This is a genomic window from Actinomyces sp. ZJ308, assembly GCF_011752065.1.
Taxonomy (GTDB): domain Bacteria; phylum Actinomycetota; class Actinomycetes; order Actinomycetales; family Actinomycetaceae; genus Actinomyces.
Genome location: NZ_JAAIJY010000027.1, coordinates 1 through 20,053, shown reverse-complemented (window position 1 = coordinate 20,053; position 20,053 = coordinate 1). Strand labels below are relative to the sequence as shown.

Genomic DNA, 20,053 nt, shown 5'->3' with positions numbered 1-20,053 from the left:
GGCGTGACCGGCTCGTGATCGCCTGTTGGTGTTGAAGGCGACGCTGGGGCGACTCTCGTCGGGGACTGGAGCCTCCCCGCTGATGGCGTAGGCTGGTCGAGCGCTTGCGCACGCCTCCGTAGCTCAATGGATAGAGCATCGGCCTTCTAATCCGCAGGTTGCCGGTTCGAGTCCGGCCGGGGGCACTGGGTATCGGCCTCGAAAAGGTTGAGATTCCTAGGATGACCGACCACTCGGGCCGCTGGGTCGCACGGGCGTGACGACGATGTCCTGCCGAGGACTGATGGTCCTGCCTGCCGTATGAGCCGCCGGTGGCGGTCTGCGTCTGTCCTGGTCCGGTCCCGGTCTGTCGTGCCTCTGAGGGGAGGTGCTCCTCGCTTTCGCGACGTCGGGCGCATGATCTCGATCATCACAGTGGAGTAACAGGAGATTCTCGCCGAGCTCCCGACACTCATGGCGCGAACTGTCGAGATCAATCGTCGACTCTGCCCTGATGTGCTCATAGTGTTGGCACATGCCCGCTCCTGTCCCCTCGCACCACTCCGAGGACGATGCCCCCGTCTCCTCGCTGAGTCGTGTCCAGCTCCTCGATGTCCTCACTGACCTGGTCAGGGACCTCGAGCGCCTCGACCTGACCCTGAGCTCCCATGGCATCGAGGCTGCGCGCACGCTGCGCGACGGCCTCATCGGACAGGTCCGTGATCAGGTGATTCCCCGACTTCAGGACGCCGACATCCCGTCCATCGTGGTTGTCGGAGGCTCCACGGGTGCGGGAAAGTCGACCCTCGTCAACTCCGTGCTCGGCCAGGAGGTCTCGGACGCCGGAGTGCTGCGGCCCACCACTCGGGTCCCCGTCCTGGTGGCCAACCCCGAGGACATGGAGTCGCTGAGCGAGCACCCTCTGACGGAGGTATGCCGTCAGGAGGTCTCCGCTGCCATCCCAGCGGGCCTGGCTCTCATCGACGCCTCGGACCTGGACTCCGTGCACGAGGCCAACCGGACGCTGGCAGGCAGGTTGCTGGAGGCGGCCGACCTGTGGCTCTTCGTCACCACCGCGGCGCGCTACGGCGACCAGACGCCCTGGATGACCCTGGAGGAGGCCGCACGACGCGAGACCCCCATCGGTGTGGTTCTCAACCGGGTGCCGGCAACGATCCTGGCCGAGGTGCGCCGCGACCTCATCACCCGACTGCAGGGGCTGGGGCTGTCGGAGGCGCCGTTCTTCGTCGTCCCGGACGCCGGACCGCACGAGGGGCTGCTGTCGGGTGAAGGGGTCACCGAGCTGCGCGACTGGCTGCAGCTCCTTGCCGGCCGTCACCGCGCCGCCGGTCTTGTGCGTCGTACGGGCAGAGGCGTGTGGAGCACCCTGCGCACTGACCTCGAGCACCTGGCTGATGACGTCGATGCCCAGGAGGCGGTGGCGCAGGACCTGGAGAAGGAGTGTCAGCGGCTGAGGGATGGAGCGATCGAGTCCTTGAGCGCCGACATCACATCCGGCTCCGCGGGCCAGGGGGCTACCGCCACCCGGTGGATCACCCTGGCCTCATCCGGCGGCCCGCTGGCCTCCTTGGCGCAGGGCAGCAGGATGCGCAGGGGGTTCCTGGGCAAGGCGGACAAGGCCCGTGCCGAGGGGCTCTCCCACCTGGCCAACGATGCCCGCGAGGCACTTGCCAACCAGCTCCAGGCCGCGATCGCCGCCCTGAGTGCCAAGGCGGAGCGAGCCTGGGCCGAGGTGGGTGCCGGTGAGCGTGCTGCCAAGATCCTGGGGCAGGGCGATGAAGCGGTGGCGACCATCGATGCCTGGGTCGGCTACCTCGAGGCCAATATCGAGATTCCGCAGGATATTCGTAGACTGACCCCCGCCAGCGTCATCGACCTCCTCATCTCCGCGGCCGCCGGTGTCGACGGAGCCGTCTTAGCCGCCAGGCGTCTGGGGCTGGAGGAGCAGACCCTTCAGGCCGGTACCCTCCTGGTGGAAGCGGTTACGGAGGCGCTGACCGCCACAGTCCCCAAGGGGGCGGCGACCTCGCTCGCCCCCGCTCCTGGGTTCGCCGCTGCGCTGCGCCTGCGCTCGGGCGAGCTCAAGCCCTTCACCCGTCCCGGAGCCACAGCATGAGCCAGCCCAACGCCTCCTCCGCCTCGTCCGCCACGCAGACGGACTTCGAGGTGCTCGACGCCGCGCGCCTCGACGCCCGTCTCAACGCGGTTCGAGATGCCCTGCGCACGTGCCCGACCGAGGTGCCGGCCTCGTTGTCGATCCCCGCTCACAAGGCGCTTGATGCCGTGGCGCAACGCCTGGCACTGGGAGTGGATCACACGGTCGTGGCACTGTTCGGGGGCACCGGCTCGGGAAAGTCATCCCTGTTCAACGCCCTGACCCAGCTGAACTTCGCCGATGTCGGTGCGCGCCGGCCCACGACGTCGCGGGCCGCCGCCTGCTCCTGGGGCGACGATGCCGGTCCGCTCCTGGACTTTCTCGGGGTCTCCTCGGAGCGGCGGATCCGGAGGGACTCACTTCTTGACGCACAGGACCAGGGAAGCATGTCCGGCCTGGTCCTGCTCGACGTCCCCGACTACGACTCAGTGACCACGGAGCACTCGCTGCAGGTGGACCGACTTGTGCCGCTGGCCGACATCCTCGTCTGGGTCGTTGATCCGCAGAAGTACGCCGACGCAGCCCTTCACGACGGCTACCTGCGCGGGCTGGGCGCCCGTCAGGAGGACATGCTCGTCCTGGTCAACCAGGTGGACACCCTTCCGGAGAGTGGACTGGCGAGCCTGCTCGACGACGTCGGCTCTCTTCTCAAGGAGGACGGTCTCAGCCGGGTTCAGGTGCTGCCGGTGTCGGCGGTGCGCGGTGACAATCTCGACGTCGTACGCGGTCTGCTGCGCCAGCGCGTCGCCCGGGAGTCCAATGCGGCTCGTACCGCCTCTGCCGAGCTCGATGCGATCACGCGGCGCTTGCGTCCCACGGTGGCTAAGAACAAGGTGGAGCTCAATGCCGATCTGACCGAGGACGCCACCAAGGTGCTGCTGCAGGCCTCAGGAGCCCAGGCGGTGGAGGACTCGGTGAGAGCCGGTCTGTCGCGGGTCCTACCCAGGGCCCTGGCCCGTCCTGAGCCTCCCTCTCGTACCGCGGTGGCCTCGGCTCACTCGACCTGGGTTCACCGCACCTCGCAGGGGCTGCCGCCGGCCTGGGCCCGAAGCATGGAGTCGTCCGTGGTCCCGCCTGAGACCCTGGCGGGACAGACCGCTGAGGCGGTCGGCTCCGTCCCGCTGCCGGGACACCGTCAGCCGGTGATCGACCTGTTGTGGTGGGGCGGCCTGCTCCTGGCCATCGGCGGGGTGTCGTGGCTGGTCGCCTCCGTGGTCCGGGAGGGGCTTGAGGCGCTGCGCCAGAGCATCGAGATCGTCCCCGTCTGCCTCATCGTCCTCGGGATCATGGCTGTCCTGCTGGCCACGGTGCGTCGGCGCACCAGGGCACGCCGCGAGGCTGAACGCTACGGGCAGCAGGTGCGTGCTCGACTGGAGTCCGTGGTCGAGCGCGGCCTGAGCCGGCCCGCCGCCAGAGTTCTGGAGAAGCATCGGGTGCTGCAGGCCGCCCTGGGACTGTAAGCCAGAATCTCCGCGGTCTTTCGGTGGCCACAGCCGACGGTGCTGCACCTGCTGGCGTTCGTGCGGGGACGCAGCGCGGGGACCGTTGGGCGGGTGAGGGGTCTGACGAGCACGGTTGTGGTCAAGGGGCGGCAGAGCGCCGCCCGCTCACGACCAAGGAGCCTCCTCATGACTCGTCAGCTCGAACTCACCGTCCAGGGCGTTGTCGGAACGAATCCGGTCCTGTCCCGTGTCGGGGACAACGCCCGTCCCTACTGCCGTCTTCGCGTCGCCGTGACACCGACCTACCGCACCGATCAGGGCTGGAACAACGCCGACACGATCTGGTTCACCGCCAAGGCGTGGGGCCAGCTCGCCGTCAACCTGAGTCACTCGGTGCGCAAAGGCGATGCGGTCCTGCTGACCGGGCGCTTCTCTCAGGAGTCATGGGAGAGCAACGGCAGGAAGCACGAGACGAACGTCATCACGCTGCAGGCCGCGGGGCATGACCTGACCAGAGGAGAGTCCCGCTTCGCGCGAGTCAGGGCTTCGGAGTCAGCGCCTTCCGCCTCCTCAGGAGCCGGTGCCGGTGACACCGAGGTCGAGTCCGGCAGCGAGTACCGCGTCTCATCGGATCACTGGGACACCGAGGGGCCGGCCGACAGTAGCAACTCGAGTACCTCGAGTACCTCGGACCTCGTCTCGCAGGAGACTGAGCCCCCTGCAGGCTCATCGGAGTCCTATGCGCCGTCTCAGAGCCCCGAGCCCGCCGTCATCGGTCCGACCTCCTTGGAGACCGGGCGGCAATGGCCGGCGTATGAGCTCGCCGACGATCTCGTCGAGGAGGCGACGGAGATCAGCTGACCTCGGAATGCGCGCGGAGAAGATAGTCGAGGTCCGCGGGATGAGCGACCTCGAGCACCTCAATGAGGATGCGGGTCACCAGCTCGGCCGTCTCCTCGCCGTCGGGGAGCAGCCGGGTGAAGACATGACTGGTCTCCTGCCATCCGATCGCGCCCAGGATCCTTCGCTCGGTGGGACCGAGCAGCACTCTGCCCTGTGCATCAAGCTCGGGTAGAGACACCTCGATCCCGTCGGAGCGACCGATGAGGACCATGCCCGGCAGGTCAGGCGACGGGACAGGGGCAGCCGACAGCGCCAGCCGCGACAGCAGTCGCGACCAGCGCCCCTCCTGGACCAGCTCCTCCGCCTTGACCATGGGGACGGGAGCAGTCAGCAGCAGGGTTCCTCCGGAGGGATCAATGGCCTGGTCGGGAGCCTCTCCCCACTGCGTGGCCGGTCTCGGCTCCGGCCGGCACACCTCATCGAGGAACTGGGCCAGTGAAGGGGTGAAACCTGCCCAGGACCCCAGATCGACGCGATCCTCGAAGGCCCGTGACAATGCCTGCGACAAGGAGATCTCACTCATGCGGCCAAGCCTAGAACGCCTTCCCGGTCAGCTGTTGGAGCGCGGTTCGTCCGGTTCCTCCGATCACAAGAGCATCACACCTTGGTGTCGCCAGGACAAGCCACATCGATGGTGGGCGTGTCACGGCGGGAAATTGGCGTGTTGGCGCATACGGTGACCGTAACGCCATGAACCCGGGCGCCGTGCTCGGGGCGCAGCAGGGGAGCAACGAGCAGATGATCCGCTTCGACCACGTATCGAAGGTTTACAAACGCGGGGCGCGTCCGGCACTTGACGACGTCGACATCAAGGTCAACCGCGACGAGTTCGTGTTCCTCGTGGGCGCCTCGGGCTCAGGGAAGTCGACCTTCCTGCGTCTTGTCCTGCGTGAGGAGCGCCCCACCAAGGGACGCATCCACGTCCTGGGACGCGACCTGTCGCAGATCTCCTCATGGAAGGTGCCTCAGCTGCGCCGGGAGATCGGCTTCGTGTTCCAGGACTTCCGGCTCCTGGAGAACAAGAACGTCCTGGAGAACGTGGCGCTGGCGTCCCAGGTCATCGGTAAGCCCCGCCACTACATCCTCTCCGCCGTGCCGGAGGCCCTCGACCTTGTGGGGCTGGCAGGCAAGGAGAGGCGTCTCCCGCACGAGCTCTCCGGGGGTGAGCAGCAGCGCGTCGCCATCGCCCGCGCCATGGTCAACCGGCCCAAGCTTCTCCTTGCCGATGAGCCCACCGGAAACCTGGACCCCTCAACCTCGGTCGGGATCATGCGTCTGCTCGACCGCATCAACCGGCAGGGGACCACGGTCGTCATGGCGACTCACGACGACGAGATCGTTGACCAGATGCGTAAACGCGTCATCGAGCTCAAGGGCGGTGAGGTCGTGCGCGACCAGGACCGCGGTGTCTACGGCTCGGACCGCTGAAGGAGAAGAACTGTGAGACTGCGTTTCATCCTCTCGGAGACCGCCAAGGGCATGTCCCGTAATCTGGCGATGACGGTGTCGGTCATTCTCGTCGCCTTCGTGTCCTTGCTCTTCGTAGGCGCATCGTCGCTGCTGCAGAGCCAGATCTCGACCATGAAGGGCGACTGGTACGACAAGGTCGAGGTCTCGGTCTACATGTGCCCGAAGGCATCTGCCTCCTCCAACTGCGCCAACGGCGAGGCCACCGAGGCTCAGATCAGCGACGTCGAGAAGCTCATCACCAGCGGCGCCCCCTCCGGCTATGTCAAGTCCTATCAGATGGAGACCAAGGCGCAGGCCTACCAGAACTTCATGAAGGCCTACGCCAACTCGGCCGTGGGGCGAAACGCCACGGAGGACATGATGCCCGTGTCCTTCCGCATCAAGCTCAAGGACGCGGAGAACTACAAGCTGGTGGCCGAGCAGTTCGAGGGACACAGCGGCGTGGAGCGCGTGGTCGACCAGCGCTCCACCCTGGAGCCTCTCTTCCTTGTGATGAACCGCGCCTCCTGGATCACAGGTGGGCTGGCAACCATCATGGCAGTGGCCGCGGTTCTGCTCATCTCGACCACCATCAGGCTGTCAGCCATATCCCGTGCCCGCCAGACGGGGATCATGCGCCTGGTGGGCGCCTCCAACCTCTTCATCCAGCTGCCCTTCATCCTCGAGGGAATGATCGCGGCCCTGACCGGAGCGGTCCTGGCCGTGGCCACCCTGTGGGTGGGCGTCCGATATGTCGTGGAGGGGTGGCTCGCATCCTCGATCTCCTTCACGAGCGCCTTCATCAGCACCAGGGACGTCCTCCTCCTGTCGCCCTGGCTGATCCTTGCGGCCATCGCCCTGGCTGCGGTCTCATCCGCCTTCTCACTGTCCAAGTACACGAGGGTCTGATCTCACATGCTGTCTTGCCTGTCCCTTCGCCACTCGCGTCGACGCGCCGCGATCTGCGCCCTGGCCGCCGCCAGCCTCGCCTTCTTCTACTCCGGTGACATCTCCCTGGCTGATGAACGCGATGACGCCGTCGCGAACCAGAACGAGGCGCAGCGCAAGCAGCAGGAGGTTATCTCCTCCCTCGAGGGGGTCAGCGCCGATCTGGGACAGGCTTACATCTCGTTGCAGAACGCCCAGAACTCTTTGACCGCCGCGGAGGATGAGCTGACCAGTGCCGAGAACACCCTGGCCGAGAAGGAGAGGGAGCAGCAGATCGCGAGTGACCGCCTGACCACGGCGCAGAGCAGTCTCGACACGGTCAAGCAGGAGTCGGAGGCGTCCAAGAAGACCGCCTCGGAGACCTCGGATTCCGTGGCGGAGATCGTGGTGTCCACCTACCAGGGTGACAACTCGGTCACCTCCTGGAGCTATGTCCTCGCCTCACAGGACGTCGAGGACCTCAACCAACGCGCCTCCGCCGTCGAGATCGGCTCAGGGGTCCAGGAGGCGGTTCTCTCCGCCGCCGAGGTCGAGCGCGCTCAGAACGCCAACCGTGAGGCCAGGCAGAACGCCGCTACAACGCGAGTGGGGACGCTCAAGACCGAGGCCGACACCGCTGAGTCGAATGCCAAGACTGCTCGGGATACAGCCCAGACCAAGCGGGACGAGGTCGCCAAGCTGGCTGCTGATAAGCAGGCAGCCGCGTCAGCGCTGGAGAGCCGTAAGAGTGATTTGCAGGCTCAGCTCGACCAGGCCAACGCCGATGCAGCGGCAGCGGCCGCTCGGGTCGCCGAGATCGACGCCGCCAACCGGGCTGCGGCCAGCGCCGGTACGATGCCATCAGTTCCTTCCAGCTCGATCGCCTCAGACTCCTTGGGAGACGGGTACATCGGTCACCCGATCACCGGTCCGCTCGAGGTGACATCGCCCTTCGGCTACCGCGTTCACCCGGTCACCGGAACCGGAACCGGGCACCAGGGGGTCGACTTCGCTGCCAGTGAGGGAACACCGCAGTACGCCTCCGTCTCCGGAGTGGCCACCTACTGGAACTCCGAGTCCTGCGGCATCGGCATCGACATCAACGGTGGCATCATCGACGGGCACTCCTACGTCATCACTCTGTGCCACCTCTCGGGACGCACCATTGCCGACGGTCAGTACGTCAACCGCGGTGACGTCGTCGGCTCCACCGGCTCGACCGGTTACGCAACGGGACCGCACGTCCACTTCCAGGTGGCTCAGGACGGGGTCTACATCGACCCGATGTCTCTGCCCGGCTTCTAGTCGAGTCGTCTTGACGCGCCCCGTAAACTCCTGAGCCTGCGCATCCTCGTGCCACGCCGTGGTTCCGCGGCCGGGTCAGGGACCAGAGGGCTGCTTGAGAACGCCTCGGGCCGTGCTGACACGGGCGCGCTCGAATCCCGTACTCGTGAAAGGACAGGCCGATGACTCCTGGAGCAAGGTCCGGTCGGGCTCCTAAGCCCACCGCTGGGCAGAAGGCCAAGGCCGCCTCCGACGCCCACAAGACAGTGGCTCGTAACCGCAAGGCCGTCCACGACTACTTCATCGAGGACCGCTACGAGGCGGGGCTGGTTCTGACCGGTACCGAGGTCAAGGCACTGCGCATGGGGCGCGCCTCGCTCACTGAGGCCTGGGTCGAGATCGACCGCCACGGTGAGGCCTGGCTCCAGGGCGCCCACATTCCCGAGTACCTGCAAGGGACGTGGAACAACCACTCCCCACGCCGCAAGCGCAAGCTCCTCCTGCACCGCACCGAGCTGGAGCGCCTTGAGACCAGGGTCCAGGCCAAGGGCTACACCGTGGTTCCGCTGGAGCTGTACTTCATCGGTGGACGCGCCAAGCTGGAGATCGCCCTGGCGCGAGGCAAGCAGGACTGGGACAAGCGCCAGGCACTGCGTGAGGCCCAGGACAAGCGGGAGGCCGCCCGAGCCATGGCGGCAGCAAACCGGCGTCGGGGCTGAGAGGACGGACGGCCGTGGCGTTCCGTCTGTGAGATGCCCGTCCCGGAAGCCCCGGCTGCATGATCGTGTGACACGCTGAGCATCCATGACCCGGTGCTTTCACCCCTCTGTGCTGCTAGGATTGTTTGGCTCCATCGGGAGCATGTTCCGGCCCCCTTCGGGAGACCGGTGACAAGTCCACAGGGGATGATCGGTTTCGACGACGGTCGTAGGTTCAGGAGAAGCGGGTCGAGGATGCGCAGTCATCTCGTCAACGCTCTGCGCGAACCAATAGGTGCCGATAACACTCGCACCGACTTCGCCCTCGCCGCCTGAGCGAGCCTCGAAGTCCGTCAGCCCGGGGAGCGCTTCCGCCCCGGTTCCTGGCGTCATCTAGGAAGCCACTGCTGAGAGCCCGTGTCGGTAGGGCTCTTGGGACTCTCTATCGACTGAGCCCGTCGGCGTCCTTGCTCGCGTGAGACGCCGGGGCCGAGAAAATCGCTAGCGAGCTGCACCCGGAGAAGTCCTGTTGTGCGCCCGTCGGACGGGGGTTCGATTCCCCCCATCTCCACCTGAGGGGGAAGTGTCGAACTCGTGCTTTCGAGCATAGGTTCGCACTTCCCCTGCTCTGTCCCCGCTGAGAAGGGTCTCTTCCAGGTCCTCGAACTCGATGTGCTTCTCGCTGTCGTAGTAGTAGGACGCGATGACGATCTGGTTCCGCCCGACGAAGACCTTGTCGACGAAGTAGTCGAACAGTCGGTCGCGCGTGTCGACGGTGTCGATCGTGGCCTCGGCAAACCTCTTGTAGAACGCTCCGATTGAGACCTTGTCCTCAAAGAGGGCAGCCTTGACGTGCTCGGTCTGGATCGCGGCGTCGAGTTCTTGCTTCTGGGCCTCCAGGGCGTTCATGGCCTCAGCGGTCGACTCGTTGAAGATCCCCTGGGAGATCGCCTTGACGAAGTTGGCGAGCTTGGTCTCAATATCTCTTCTGCGGGCCTCCAGCGCATTGAGGATCTCATCGCCGCGCTCGTGGGTCTCGTGGTAGTGGTCGGCCAAGTCGACAGCCAACGAGGCCAGCATGTCAGGCTGATGGAGGAAGGACTCGATGATCTCCGTGACGCGGGTCTCGATCTCGTCCTTGCGCACCGTCTTGGCTGAGCACTTCTTCTTGCGCTGATTGAGGCAGTAGTAGTAGCGATAGGTCCGGCCTGTCTTGGACGTGCCGCTCACGCCCTCCATCGGTCCCCCGCAGGTCAGGCAGTACATTCGCCCTGTGAGCCAGTAGTCGGGCGCTTCCTCTCCTTGGGCGGCCAGCTCGGCCTTCGTCTTGGCCCCGCGACGCTTGTTGATTGCGAACCTGCGCTGGACCTGCTCGAAGACGTTGTCGGCGACGAGGCGGGGCATACCGTCCTCGATGACATGCTCCCCGAAGGAGTACTCACCGATGTAGACGCGGTTCTTCAGGAGCTTGTTCAGGTTCTTGGGTGTGAACTGGTACCCACGGATCGTGCGGATACCCTGGGCGTTCAGGCGATCCGCGATCTTCTGCATTGAGATGCCGTGGGCGTAGTCGTCGAAGATCTGGGTGACGATGGGCGCGGTCTCCGGATCCGCTATGTAGCGCTTGTCGGTATCCACGGTGAAGCCGAAGATCTTGTGGCCGTTGCTCAGCGCCCGCTCGGCGTTGTACCGCTGGCCTCGTCGGATGTTGGCTGAGAGCTGGAGCGAGTAGTATTCGGCGAAGGCGTCCGCTACGCCCTCCATGAGGATCGAGTCGGGTGAGTCGGTGGGGGAGATTCCCTCGATGTAGTGCACACGGGCACCGGCCTTGCGGATTGTCTGCTTGACCAGGATCAGCTCGGCGCGTTTGCGTGCCAGACGGTCGTTCTTCCACACCGCGACATAGGCGGGCTTGATCTTCGGGAGCTCGCGCAGCATGAGCTGGTAGCCAGGCCGGTCGGCGTTGGTGCCGGTCTTGGCTGCGTCCTCGTACTCGTTCACGACGACGAGACCTTGCGACTTCGCCCAGCGGTGGACCATCTCGCGCTGCTGCTCGATAGAGGCCTCGTTCTGGGAAGAGGAGGAGTACCGGTAGTACGCGACGACCATCTGATTGTCGTTGTACGTGGGCATAGACCTCACAATTCGCTCCTTGTCCAGTCGAACTCATCAACGATCCTACGGCGTGGTCGCCACCCTGAACGTCAGGGCATGGGGCGGGGCAGGGGCCGTCGCCGACGGCCCGAGGTTGGTAATGGAGGTCGGGCTGTCCCCGTGAGCGTCCTTACCGAGACTGGACTGCCGCAGCCTGACCTCCCCTTACTTGGGAGGTTCCAATGACAACGAACACCTGTGTTCATCCCGCTGTGTGGCTCGGATGCTTGAGTTGCAACAACAGTGGCCACCTGGTCGGCTGCTGGTTCCCCTGTGACATGGTCGAAGAGGTGACCCTCGCCGAGGTCCACGGAGGCCGGCAGCATGTCTACCCAGGCTGCGAAGAAGTGGTCGTACTTGACTCTGACTACCTCCCACGTGGTGTCAGTGAGATCTCGCAGTCGCAGGCGGCTGCCTGGGGCGAGATCCTCGTCGACGTCGGGGTTGACCGCTGGGAAGAGTTTCTCGCCTGGTGCGAGAACTGCTCACCCTCCCTGGATGTCAACGGCGTGCCATCGGCCAGAGAGTTCGAGGAGGCCGATCAGGGCTGCTGGGACTCGTTCCGCGAGTTCGTGGAGTCCTGGGCCGACGACTGTGGCGTGTTCTGCCAGTGGTCGGAGGAAGCTGTCCGGTACTTCGACTGGGACAGGTACGAGTGCGACTGCCGGCACGACTTCACCATCGTTGATGCTTCTGGTGGCGGCGTCTTCGTCTTCCGCGACTTCTGAGGAGAGGGCGCATGAAGACCTATGAGCACGCCCGGGCCCATGTCGCGGCCTTCCATGTCCAACATGAGGACCCCCACTTCTCAGTGGGGGAGTCTGAGCTGCGCAGCCTGGCGGCACTGCGTGACGCTGTGGATGTGGCGATCGCTGTCCACGTGCGTGAGCTGGTCGAGTTCGAGGCAATGAGCTGGAGCGCCGTGGCCTCATCGCTGAGTCCGAGCCCGGCTGTCCTTCAGCGTCTCTACGGGCGTTGAATCGGCCCTTCTGCGGGCGTGTTGGCCAGCAGGTCCAGGGCGTCGATCCCGAGGTCCTGGGCCAAGGCGTCAACGGAGTCGAGCGTCAGGTTGCGCTCCGCCCGCTCGATACCGCCCAGGTAGCGGGCTGTCACCCCAAGCCGCTCAGCCAGGTCCTCCTGCGTGAGCTGACGGCGACGACGCTCGGCGCGCAGATTCGCGCCAAGCCGCTGCCTCAACGATGTCGCCACGTCCCCATCGTGAGAGGCGGAATCCATCGATTCCAGGAACTCATCGCTTCTACAGGAAGCGATGAGTTCCGTATGATCGTCCTGAACCACCAACCGAATCGAGGTACCCCTATGTCCCGTCCCTCCAGAACCGTCTTGACTCTTGCCCTGCTCGTAGGTGCTGTGTCGCTCGCTGGGTGCTCAGCCGCTACCGCTCCGTCCGGCGGCGCCTCAGGCGGTGCGAGCAGCCCGTCAGCCCAGGTCTACGAGTTCGCCTCGTTGAGCAACTTCGTCTCCAAGGGCACAGCGACTGCCCAGCTGCCTCAGGGGCTTATCGACGTCGTCACCAAGGACGGCAACCAGGTTCCCGTCACCGGCGTCACCTTCACCGCGCACAAGCTCGACTCATCGAGTATGTGCGCCGTCGATGGCGCGGTTACCTACGCAAGTGGCGGCGAGGTCGTCGCGTCAGCGCCCGAGCAGACCAAGGAGCAGCAGGCGACGAAGCGAGCCAAGAACGTCGATGAACAGCTGCGCGAGGAGTTCGGGGGTGCCACCGAGGACGAGATCCGCGAGGATGTCGAGGAGGAACTCGGTGAGAAGGCCAGTGACGCAGCGATCGAGCGGGAGACCAAGGCCCGCGCCTCTGAGCTCAGCACCCGTCGGGCCGAGCTCGAGCAGGAGAGCACCAGTAGCGGTGAGGAGAAAACGCCCGCACAGAACGTGGCTGCCTTCCTGTTTCCGGGGAGGAAAGACGTCTTTGATAACAAAAAGCTCAGTGAGTCCAACCCCGAGAGGGGCCTGTACATGACTTCCACGAGCAGCTTCACCATCGTGGAGTCCTGCGCTACGAGCTTCGATGACACATCGGCCGCCACCGACATGACCTTCCGGATGTACGACGGCAAGCACCGCGACGATATCGCCGAGATCGGCATCACCGTGATGCAGGACGGCACTATCGGATTCGTCAACAACGAGACCAAGAAGTACGAGCGAGACACCTCGGGCAACTGGCTCAAGAAAAAGTAGGATCAACTGGCCCTTGAGGTGCCCACGAGGAGAAGCAAAGATGAGAAGTGCACAGCCCCGCACCTGGACGCTCAGTCGCGTGCTACGTAAGCGGTGGTGGGCCCTGATGCTCGTGTGGATCGCACTGGTCGCCGTGGAGTTCAGGGCAATAGATGTGATATCCGCGAACATCGTCGCCGCAGGTAGACCTGTGATGGGGATCGACCCCGATCGCGATGTCATCTTCCCGGCCGCGCTTGCGGTGATAGTCATTCTGGCGGTGGCTTTCGTCCCTGTGTCACTGATCATCACCAAGGCCGCCTGCAACAGCCGGTTCTGGGTGTGGCTACGCTCTCAATGGGACAGCCCGGCGGGGCGACAGGCTAGAGAGCTCGCACCCGGCCTAGTAGCGGTAGGTGCCTTCTGCCTGACCCTAGCCACGATATCCGATGTGCTCGGGCTCGACATGATGATCGAAGGTCTCAAGGGCACCACCACCGAAGAAGTGCTCGAGGACAACCCCCTGTACGTCGCGGGCTTCATCTTCTCCTTCATCAACCCCACTCTGATCTGGGCCATCCCCGCTGTGCTACTCGGCTTTATCGCCACGAAGCTCGACCTGCCGCTACGCACCCTGGCGAAGAGAAGCGCCATCACAGCAGGCATCATGATCGTCATCTCGTTCTCACCTCTAGGAGGATTCCTTCCACTAATCTCTCTGGCCGCCGGCCAGACGATCCACCTGCTCACAACAATGTGACCTGGCTCCACGAAGGTGTCTGCGGGGCCCTGAGACCGTCGCAACGGTCTCAGGGCCCCGCTATTTCTGTGCGTCGTTATTGCTACCAGCGCGCGTACTCATCGGCGATCCAGCGCGAGGCCCTCCCGACGAGCCATATGAAGACCGCAACGCAACTGAGCGTCCCCAGTGCGATTAATGCCTTGGCCCACCATGCCTGAGCCGCTGCGAACGATGCCCACGCCCAGCCCAGAATGGGGCCCACGCCGAGTGCGTGGAAGGCCCCCAAGGTCAGGCCTCCGACCACCAGAAGCACGACGGCAAGTGGAAGCAGCGCAAGACACATGCGTCCTGCGCTCACCCAGGTCACCCGGGCTGAGAGCCTGTCAATACGAAGCTCGGCGTCTCGCATCGCTTCCATCAGCTCATCGATTTTGGCGGTTACCCGCTCAACCTCGCCGACAGCACGAGAGACTTCCTTCGCGCCCAGAGAGGACACGCGTCTCTCGAGATCGTCCAATCTTTCTTCGAGACGCCGTAAAGGGCCTTCGACGGCCAGCGCTAGTCGTTTATCGAGGACGCCAACGCAATGCTGGGTGAGCTTGTCGGTATTGATGCGAACGGTGCCGCGTTGACGGACTTCCTTAGCAAGATGATCACAGCTCGAAACCATCGTCTTGAGCTGGTTGTTGATTCCCTGCGTCAAGTTGTAGGCCTGAAAATCTGCTGATCGTATGGTCGTGCCGTTGGGGAGTGTCACGTGTTGTGATGCGGTGAGCGTTTCGGAGACGGCGACGATCGTCTTCTCGATCTCGCTCAGCCTGCTCCGCATCTCGACGAACTCGGTCAAGTGCTGCTCGTTTGGATGCGAGGTTAACAGACTCTCCAGTTGTGTTGCCGTATTCTCGTCGGCGCTCTTCATGTAGGCCGTCTGATCCGAGATGTGCTTTGTGAGCTTGGATAGATGCTGCTCTACGCTGTCGAACCTCGAGATCAAGTTGGGTAAGGTCTCCGTAGATGCGTCCCAGTCGTCTTGCTCCCTCATCTGTTCGAGAAGCCCCATTATGGTTTCCTTTCATACGTGGGTTGTGTTTCATCTTCTTGGCGTGGTACTCGAAAATGGGCTGGACGCCCGATGCTGTGAACTCGTCGCACAGGGACGAGGCTTTGCGCCTGCCCCACTTGCCGTTGTCTGCTCGTCTCATCGAGTAGGTCCACCCGTCACGATCGGTGACACGCAGCCGTACCTCGTGCTCGGCTAGGACCTCCTCGAAGGCCCCGCGGTCAACAGAACGAGCATCCATCAGCGCCTCGGCGATCTTGTCACCGAGCACCTGCTCAAAGCCGCCGTCCTTGAACGCGCCGCGTCGTAGGTCCCAGTCCGGCTTGGGAGCCTCGGGCGATGGGAGCACCTGGCATCCTTCATCACGCATGAGCTCGTCGTTGACCTGGCGTAGACCGCGCGACCACGACCGGCAGCGTGTGAGCGCCTTGCCGGTGAGGTTGTCGTGGTTGATGACGTATATGTGGTTGTGCACGTGACCACCCGCGCTGTCGGTGTGCGTGACCACGAGGTGGTCTGCGGTGTTCATTCGCTTCGCGAGCATGACACCCAGCTCGTGCACGCGCTGCACGTGCTCGGGGTTCCTAACGTCGAACTCCTCGGGCGAGAAGTTCTGCGTGTACGTGTACATCTCGTTGCGACGACCCAGCGCTGCCGAGACTAGCTCCGCTCGCAGGATGAGTTCTTCGACCGACCTGAGAGAACACGACAGCGCCGCCGCGCGCGTTGTGCCGTCGGCTGTGTGCTGTGCTCTGCGCTTGCCGGTGCCCAGCAACGCGTAGGTGACGGCTGCTCGTGCGCTCGTCGTGGGTTGGACGTTGACCGTGCTCATAGCGAGACCCCGTCACCGAGGTACGCACGTATCTCGGTGACCGCCGCCAGGACGTCGTGCAAGAGGCTGCTGTCCACCGCGTCACCGGCGCGCCTGGTCTGGTTGAGGTTCACCCCAACCCGACGCAGCTGCTCAGTAAGCCGAGTGAGCTCTGGCGCGGGTTCTGGCACAGCCGCCTGCGCAGCCAGCGCCTCGACCTCGTGGCGACGCTCGTCCAGCGCGTCGCGCAGGATGGCTCTCGTCCACGTGCTCGGCCTCACGCCGAGCGTGCTCGCGCGACGCCTGACGGCCTCGCGCTCGTCTTGGGTGACCCTCACATCGAGATGTGCGTCGAGGGTCACCCGTGAGCCTGCCCCCTGTGCTTTCTTCTGCATCGTTGGGGCAGGCTCACATGAACTTCCACCCGAAGTACTGAGCACGGTGGGCGAGTGGAAGTTCATGGCGCCAGCAGGCACGGTGTCGGACATCGGGAGCAAGCTCCCGTGTCCTCCATCCGTGCGCTGGCCCTCGTCCTCGCTCGCTTCGCTCCCTGTGGGCGAGGAGGACGCCACCCCTACCTGCCTGGCGCCCGAGGCAGGGACAGACAATGCAGTGTTCGCGACGCCGAGCCGGTTCAGACATGCGTCACTCATACCGGCCACCGTCCTCACTGCCAGTCTCAGCCTTCTTCCGAGCACGCGAGGCAGCCGCACGCTCTGATCGCGCCTGGCGATCGGCCTCACGCTGCTGCTTGACGTGCTCGGCGTACTGCTCGAAGCGCTCAGGGTCCTGGGCACGTAGGAGGCGCGCGATCTCTTGGAACAGGATCTTCTCCTGCTTCTCGGCCTGCGTGCGTAGGCGCTTGAGACGCTCAGCGTGCTTGCGCTGCTCGTCGGCGATGAGCCGCTCAAGGTTGGTGGTGCTCATGGTGACTTTCCTTTCGGCTACTGGTTGGTCTGTTTCCTCGGTTTGCTCACTTGACGGGCGGGTACTGCGGGTTATGTGGCCACCTCTTCACCCATCTCGGCGAGCAAATGCTCCAGCGCGCTTGGCAGGCTCTCTCCAGCAGGGGAGTCAGACGGGGTGAGCGCCCCAATGACCCGATCCCTGGCCTCAAGGACCGGCGCGACCTGCCGCCGGGTGGCGTCGCGCTCGACGGCACGACGCTGCTTCTCGGGAAGACCGCGGGCATGGGCGAGAACCTTGTGGAGGTTCATCCGAAAACGTCCCAGGGTGAGATACTGGTCGAACGTGCCTTCGTCGAGGAGTCCGGCGTTCACCTGAACCTCCAACTCGTCGGTGCTCACAAGGACGAGGACCGGCAGACGTGCGGGTGCTAAGTGGTTCATCATCGCCTCCAAGAACTCGCGAAAACCGCCTAGGGGCGCCTTCGGTCTGAGGTACGGTTGTGTGCCGCTAATGACGGTGAACTCGTGGATGAGCTGGGTGTGTCCGAACCTCGTGCTGACCGGCGTCCTGCTTGGGAACACGTCAAGTGCCGCTACCAGTGCGGCACCTCGCAGGTCATCTCCTGGGACCAGTTCAGACGTGGATGTGTTCCAGTAGAGGACGCGCTCCCCGTCGTACTCGTCAATGCCGTCCTTGGCGACGAACACCTCATCATGACCCCCTGCCAGTGCCTCGGCGAGACCCTGGCCGATCGCGTCCACGAGAAGGGCGTCACTGCCGTACATGTAGAACGCGAGCCGAAACAGCGGCGGCTCTTGCGCCAGGAGGTAGCGCGCCCGAGCACGACGCAGACGGGTCTCCGTCGTCGTCGAGCGCGTGAGTGCAGACCTCACCGAAAGACCTCTGCTCATGGCCTGCGCGACGTTGCGGGAACGCTGCCGACTGCTACCCGACAGGATGCGGCGCTCATCCATCTCCCGGTCGAAGGCCAACCAGTCCCAGCCAGGGACGGTGCGGATCGCCGAGTCGGGATAACGGACCTTGCCGAGGTCCTGTGAACTGCGGTCCTGATGCCGCATGTAGTCGAGCTCATTCTTGATCGCGGCCTTGCCGCCGCGCACCTTCTGGGCCTGCGGGCCGGGCAATGCAAACCACGAGGCGAGGACCTCCGGGCTGATCTCCTTGTGGGTCCATAGCAGGACGTGGACGTGATCGGTACCGACGTCCTGGTCATGGAGAATCCAGGCCCAGCCCTTGATGGTGCGGTGGCTGAAGCCCTTTTCCAGAGCGTCGAGAGTCCAGTCCGTCCCATCGAGGTGCTGAACGAACTTGTAGACACGCACTGGGTGCTTGTCCTCCAAGAGGTCGATCATGTTGCTGTCACTCATGGCGAGTCCTTTCCTGCTGAGCGTGGGGCACGTGGGAACCCACTAACCGTGTCATGTGAGGCCCCAGCCCTCGGGTACGCATCGGTGCCTTCTGCACCTGGAAGAGGTACAGAGGTACAGATCCGTGTAACGCGTTCTGTACCTGAACCCCACCGAATCGCGCCTGCGCGCGTAATCCGTTTTCCTTGATAGAGCACGGTTTCAGACTCAGGAGCAGGCGAGGAGGTACAGAAGGTACAGAGATGCACGTGTTCTACGTGAAAACATCTCTGTGCCATTGACCTACCGAAAACTGCTACATCTGCTACAAGGGCCTGTTTCGGTTGGTATGTCAGGGGGAACGCTGTAGCAGCTCTTGCAGCGGCTCTGCTACGAACTGCTACCGCTTCTGCTACTTCGCGACGGTTCGCCTGGTATTCGAGGGGAAACGGTGTAGCACGACGTGTAGCAGAACCGCTGCACGAGTGGCTGTCAAAGCTGCTACAGGGGTCAGCGGGGGAGAGGCCGGCGGAGGTCATCGTGCCACCGCCTAAAGTGGGTGTCTCGATCCGGTTGGTGTTGAGCCAGGCCCGCAGGTCATCGAGACGGTAAAGCGTGCGTGAGTGGGGCGTACCGACGCGCATGAAGGCCGGGCCGATGCCCTGTGTGCGCCAGTTAGAGAGCGTGCGGGGGTCGACACCGATGAGGGCGGCGGCCCCCGTGGCCGGGACCGAGAGCGCGGCTAAATCGTTGGTCGTCTGGGTAGTAGACATAACTCACCCCGTGGGTGAACCTCGCCAGAACGGTCTTACGTCTCCTATGCAACGGCCATATCGGTTCGTCGTGCTTCTGTGCCTGTCGACCCGATGAGTTCCGCCCTGCAAGATTCGACGGCAGCTGGGATTTCGTCGTACAACGGGCGACCCGACACCTTGGCGCTTCGTTTGAAAGTGCGTGCGCCAGACTCTACCAAGCATGTCAACTGCGGGTCAAATGAGTGGCGCTCCAGTCTGCTTCTGCCACATCGCCGCTCTACGCAGCGATCGTCACCAGCAGTAGGTGGTCTCGCGCCGGGATGAGTTCGACACGTGCACCCTGAGCCCCACGACTCCCATGAGAGGGCCCGCTGAACGGTTAGGTTCGAGCGGGCCCTCCGCTGTGTCGTGGCCGAAGGACGGAACCGGTGGAACGCGTCTGGAGCACTGCGTAGCCTGGCGTCATGACGACAACGAACGCCACTGCTCGCAGCTTCACCGTGAGCACCCCGGACGGCCCCTTCACCATCGTCACTGGTCATGGTGGCGCCGACGGTGCTGACGACTGCGTCGGTGACGGAGCCGATCGGACCGAGTACGTGCTCGCCTCCGGATGGACCTCTCAGACCACGGAGCTGGCCGGACTCATCCATCCGAGCCTGAGGCCGTCTCGTATCAAGGAGTGCTCGGTCGAGGAGATCGACGGGCTCCTGGCGCGCGCCGTCGCCGCCGTGCGCTCCTACTACCGCGGTGAGGACAACGAGCCCCGAGAGGTGCCTGTTCTCCAGACAGGTGGCCCCTTCATCGAGCGGGCCTGGTCCCGGATGCGAGAGATTCCGGCCGGCACGACTCTGACCTACACCGAGCTCGCTCGTCTCAGCGGGAACCCGTCCGCTTCTCGGGCCGCGGCCTCAGCCTGCGCGCGTAACGCGGCGGCGCTTTTCATCCCCTGTCACCGGATCCGGCGTTCAGACGGGAGTATCGGAGGATTCCGCTATGGGGCCGCGGTGAAGACCGCTCTGCTGAGCCGTGAAGGTGCCCAGGGGCTCGAGTGACCTGAGCCGGCGGGCCCCGGTCGGCTCAGGTGAGGGCTGCCAGGAGCGGGGCGTAGTGCTGGGTGATGGCCTGGCGGTAGGCCTGGGCGTCTCCGGCGCGGGCGGCCTGGAGCATGGCCCGATGAGCCTTCGCCGAGCTGATC

General features: G+C 64.4%; 21 protein-coding genes, 1 tRNA gene, 1 other RNA gene and 1 pseudogene. 16 read left to right on the top strand and 8 right to left on the bottom strand.

The genetic code is table 11. From position 1 onward, the window contains the following. The first annotated feature begins 112 nt into the window (after positions 1-112). The 4 genes from HCR68_RS11075 (at position 113) to HCR68_RS11060 (ending at position 4,458) form a co-directional block, all read left to right on the top strand. Positions 113-185: transfer RNA gene (locus HCR68_RS11075), tRNA-Arg, on the top strand. 329 nt (positions 186-514) lie between these two features. After that, positions 515-2,116: a GTPase domain-containing protein gene (locus tag HCR68_RS11070; protein ID WP_167149450.1), complete on the top strand. Its 1,602-nt coding sequence runs from the start codon at positions 515-517 to the stop codon at positions 2,114-2,116. Continuing rightward, positions 2,113-3,615, top strand: a complete 1,503-nt coding sequence (locus HCR68_RS11065) for a GTPase (protein ID WP_167149448.1) — start codon at positions 2,113-2,115, stop codon at positions 3,613-3,615. The genes HCR68_RS11070 and HCR68_RS11065 overlap by 4 nt, the downstream gene beginning before the upstream one ends. Positions 3,616-3,783: 168 nt before the next feature. After that, positions 3,784-4,458, top strand: coding sequence for a single-stranded DNA-binding protein (locus HCR68_RS11060; RefSeq protein WP_167149446.1), 675 nt, complete (start codon positions 3,784-3,786; stop codon positions 4,456-4,458). Here HCR68_RS11060 and HCR68_RS11055 read toward each other — a convergent pair. Then, the gene (locus tag HCR68_RS11055; RefSeq protein WP_167149444.1) at positions 4,451-5,023 is read right to left on the bottom strand and encodes a hypothetical protein; all 573 of its coding nucleotides are present in this window, start codon (positions 5,021-5,023) and stop codon (positions 4,451-4,453) included. The two genes, HCR68_RS11060 and HCR68_RS11055, sit on opposite strands and share 8 nt — an antisense overlap. Positions 5,024-5,238: 215 nt before the next feature. On the opposite strand from HCR68_RS11055, the gene ftsE reads away from it, so the two are divergent. The 9 genes from ftsE (at position 5,239) to HCR68_RS11015 (ending at position 11,991) form a co-directional block, all read left to right on the top strand. Then, on the top strand, positions 5,239-5,928 hold the full coding sequence (gene ftsE, locus HCR68_RS11050; protein WP_167149486.1) for a cell division ATP-binding protein FtsE: 690 nt from the start codon (positions 5,239-5,241) through the stop codon (positions 5,926-5,928). Positions 5,929-5,940: 12 nt separating this feature from the next. Further along, positions 5,941-6,858, top strand: a complete 918-nt coding sequence (gene ftsX / locus HCR68_RS11045) for a permease-like cell division protein FtsX (RefSeq protein WP_167149442.1) — start codon at positions 5,941-5,943, stop codon at positions 6,856-6,858. A gap of 6 nt (positions 6,859-6,864) precedes the next feature. Continuing rightward, on the top strand, positions 6,865-8,181 hold the full coding sequence (locus HCR68_RS11040) for a M23 family metallopeptidase (RefSeq protein ID WP_167149440.1): 1,317 nt from the start codon (positions 6,865-6,867) through the stop codon (positions 8,179-8,181). Between the two features lie 161 nt (positions 8,182-8,342). Further along, a complete protein-coding gene (gene smpB / locus HCR68_RS11035; RefSeq protein WP_167149438.1) occupies positions 8,343-8,879 on the top strand; it encodes an SsrA-binding protein SmpB in 537 nt (178 codons plus the stop codon). 182 nt (positions 8,880-9,061) lie between these two features. Then, positions 9,062-9,432: a transfer-messenger RNA gene (gene ssrA, locus HCR68_RS11030) on the top strand. Positions 9,433-9,710: 278 nt separating this feature from the next. Continuing rightward, positions 9,711-10,016 (top strand): hypothetical protein, encoded by a 306-nt coding sequence (locus tag HCR68_RS14010; protein WP_208320592.1) that lies wholly within the window; start codon positions 9,711-9,713, stop codon positions 10,014-10,016. 144 nt (positions 10,017-10,160) lie between these two features. Further along, positions 10,161-10,412, top strand: coding sequence for a hypothetical protein (locus HCR68_RS14000; protein WP_208320591.1), 252 nt, complete (start codon positions 10,161-10,163; stop codon positions 10,410-10,412). 782 nt (positions 10,413-11,194) lie between these two features. After that, positions 11,195-11,740: an antirestriction protein ArdA gene (locus HCR68_RS11020; protein WP_167149436.1), complete on the top strand. Its 546-nt coding sequence runs from the start codon at positions 11,195-11,197 to the stop codon at positions 11,738-11,740. Between the two features lie 11 nt (positions 11,741-11,751). Beyond that, on the top strand, positions 11,752-11,991 hold the full coding sequence (locus tag HCR68_RS11015) for a hypothetical protein (RefSeq protein ID WP_167149434.1): 240 nt from the start codon (positions 11,752-11,754) through the stop codon (positions 11,989-11,991). Here HCR68_RS11015 and HCR68_RS11010 read toward each other — a convergent pair. Further along, complete coding sequence (locus HCR68_RS11010; RefSeq protein ID WP_167149432.1) at positions 11,979-12,221, bottom strand: helix-turn-helix transcriptional regulator; 243 nt, start codon at positions 12,219-12,221, stop codon at positions 11,979-11,981. The genes HCR68_RS11015 and HCR68_RS11010 overlap by 13 nt on opposite strands. Positions 12,222-12,383: 162 nt before the next feature. Between HCR68_RS11010 and HCR68_RS11005 the strand changes: the two genes are divergently transcribed. Beyond that, positions 12,384-13,232 (top strand): hypothetical protein, encoded by an 849-nt coding sequence (locus tag HCR68_RS11005; protein ID WP_167149430.1) that lies wholly within the window; start codon positions 12,384-12,386, stop codon positions 13,230-13,232. Positions 13,233-13,338: 106 nt separating this feature from the next. Continuing rightward, entirely contained in the window at positions 13,339-13,971 is a 633-nt protein-coding gene (locus tag HCR68_RS11000; RefSeq protein ID WP_167149428.1) for a hypothetical protein, read from the top strand. 82 nt (positions 13,972-14,053) lie between these two features. Here the strand turns inward: HCR68_RS11000 and HCR68_RS10995 are convergent, their stop codons facing one another. From HCR68_RS10995 to HCR68_RS10975, 5 genes are all read right to left on the bottom strand, one after another. Beyond that, the gene (locus HCR68_RS10995) at positions 14,054-14,656 is read right to left on the bottom strand and encodes an SNARE domain-containing protein (protein ID WP_167149427.1); all 603 of its coding nucleotides are present in this window, start codon (positions 14,654-14,656) and stop codon (positions 14,054-14,056) included. Next, complete coding sequence (locus HCR68_RS10990) at positions 14,607-15,845, bottom strand: relaxase/mobilization nuclease domain-containing protein (protein WP_167149425.1); 1,239 nt, start codon at positions 15,843-15,845, stop codon at positions 14,607-14,609. Before HCR68_RS10990 ends, HCR68_RS10995 begins: the two co-directional genes overlap by 50 nt. Beyond that, positions 15,842-16,186 (bottom strand): hypothetical protein, encoded by a 345-nt coding sequence (locus tag HCR68_RS10985; protein ID WP_208320590.1) that lies wholly within the window; start codon positions 16,184-16,186, stop codon positions 15,842-15,844. Before HCR68_RS10985 ends, HCR68_RS10990 begins: the two co-directional genes overlap by 4 nt. Before the next feature lie 283 nt (positions 16,187-16,469). Next, entirely contained in the window at positions 16,470-16,751 is a 282-nt protein-coding gene (locus HCR68_RS10980; RefSeq protein ID WP_167149423.1) for a hypothetical protein, read from the bottom strand. 71 nt (positions 16,752-16,822) lie between these two features. Then, complete coding sequence (locus HCR68_RS10975) at positions 16,823-18,121, bottom strand: hypothetical protein (protein ID WP_167149421.1); 1,299 nt, start codon at positions 18,119-18,121, stop codon at positions 16,823-16,825. A gap of 1,198 nt (positions 18,122-19,319) precedes the next feature. Here HCR68_RS10975 and HCR68_RS10970 point away from each other — a divergent pair. Next, on the top strand, positions 19,320-19,910 hold the full coding sequence (locus tag HCR68_RS10970; protein WP_167149419.1) for a methylated-DNA--[protein]-cysteine S-methyltransferase: 591 nt from the start codon (positions 19,320-19,322) through the stop codon (positions 19,908-19,910). Between the two features lie 25 nt (positions 19,911-19,935). On the opposite strand, the pseudogene HCR68_RS14300 reads toward HCR68_RS10970, so the two are convergent. Then, a pseudogene (locus HCR68_RS14300) lies at positions 19,936-20,053 on the bottom strand (GntR family transcriptional regulator); the annotation flags it as partial.

Coding starts and splice junctions, on each gene's coding strand:
- HCR68_RS11070 (WP_167149450.1), top strand. CDS start 515: ATGCCCGCTCCTGTCCCCTCGCACCACTCCGAGGACGATGCCCCCGTC.
- HCR68_RS11065 (WP_167149448.1), top strand. CDS start 2,113: ATGAGCCAGCCCAACGCCTCCTCCGCCTCGTCCGCCACGCAGACGGAC.
- HCR68_RS11060 (WP_167149446.1), top strand. CDS start 3,784: ATGACTCGTCAGCTCGAACTCACCGTCCAGGGCGTTGTCGGAACGAAT.
- HCR68_RS11055 (WP_167149444.1), bottom strand. CDS start 5,023: ATGAGTGAGATCTCCTTGTCGCAGGCATTGTCACGGGCCTTCGAGGAT.
- ftsE (WP_167149486.1), top strand. CDS start 5,239: ATGATCCGCTTCGACCACGTATCGAAGGTTTACAAACGCGGGGCGCGT.
- HCR68_RS11040 (WP_167149440.1), top strand. CDS start 6,865: ATGCTGTCTTGCCTGTCCCTTCGCCACTCGCGTCGACGCGCCGCGATC.
- smpB (WP_167149438.1), top strand. CDS start 8,343: ATGACTCCTGGAGCAAGGTCCGGTCGGGCTCCTAAGCCCACCGCTGGG.
- HCR68_RS11020 (WP_167149436.1), top strand. CDS start 11,195: ATGACAACGAACACCTGTGTTCATCCCGCTGTGTGGCTCGGATGCTTG.
- HCR68_RS11015 (WP_167149434.1), top strand. CDS start 11,752: ATGAAGACCTATGAGCACGCCCGGGCCCATGTCGCGGCCTTCCATGTC.
- HCR68_RS11000 (WP_167149428.1), top strand. CDS start 13,339: ATGCTCGTGTGGATCGCACTGGTCGCCGTGGAGTTCAGGGCAATAGAT.
- HCR68_RS10990 (WP_167149425.1), bottom strand. CDS start 15,845: ATGAGCACGGTCAACGTCCAACCCACGACGAGCGCACGAGCAGCCGTC.
- HCR68_RS10980 (WP_167149423.1), bottom strand. CDS start 16,751: ATGAGCACCACCAACCTTGAGCGGCTCATCGCCGACGAGCAGCGCAAG.
- HCR68_RS10975 (WP_167149421.1), bottom strand. CDS start 18,121: ATGAGTGACAGCAACATGATCGACCTCTTGGAGGACAAGCACCCAGTG.
- HCR68_RS10970 (WP_167149419.1), top strand. CDS start 19,320: ATGACGACAACGAACGCCACTGCTCGCAGCTTCACCGTGAGCACCCCG.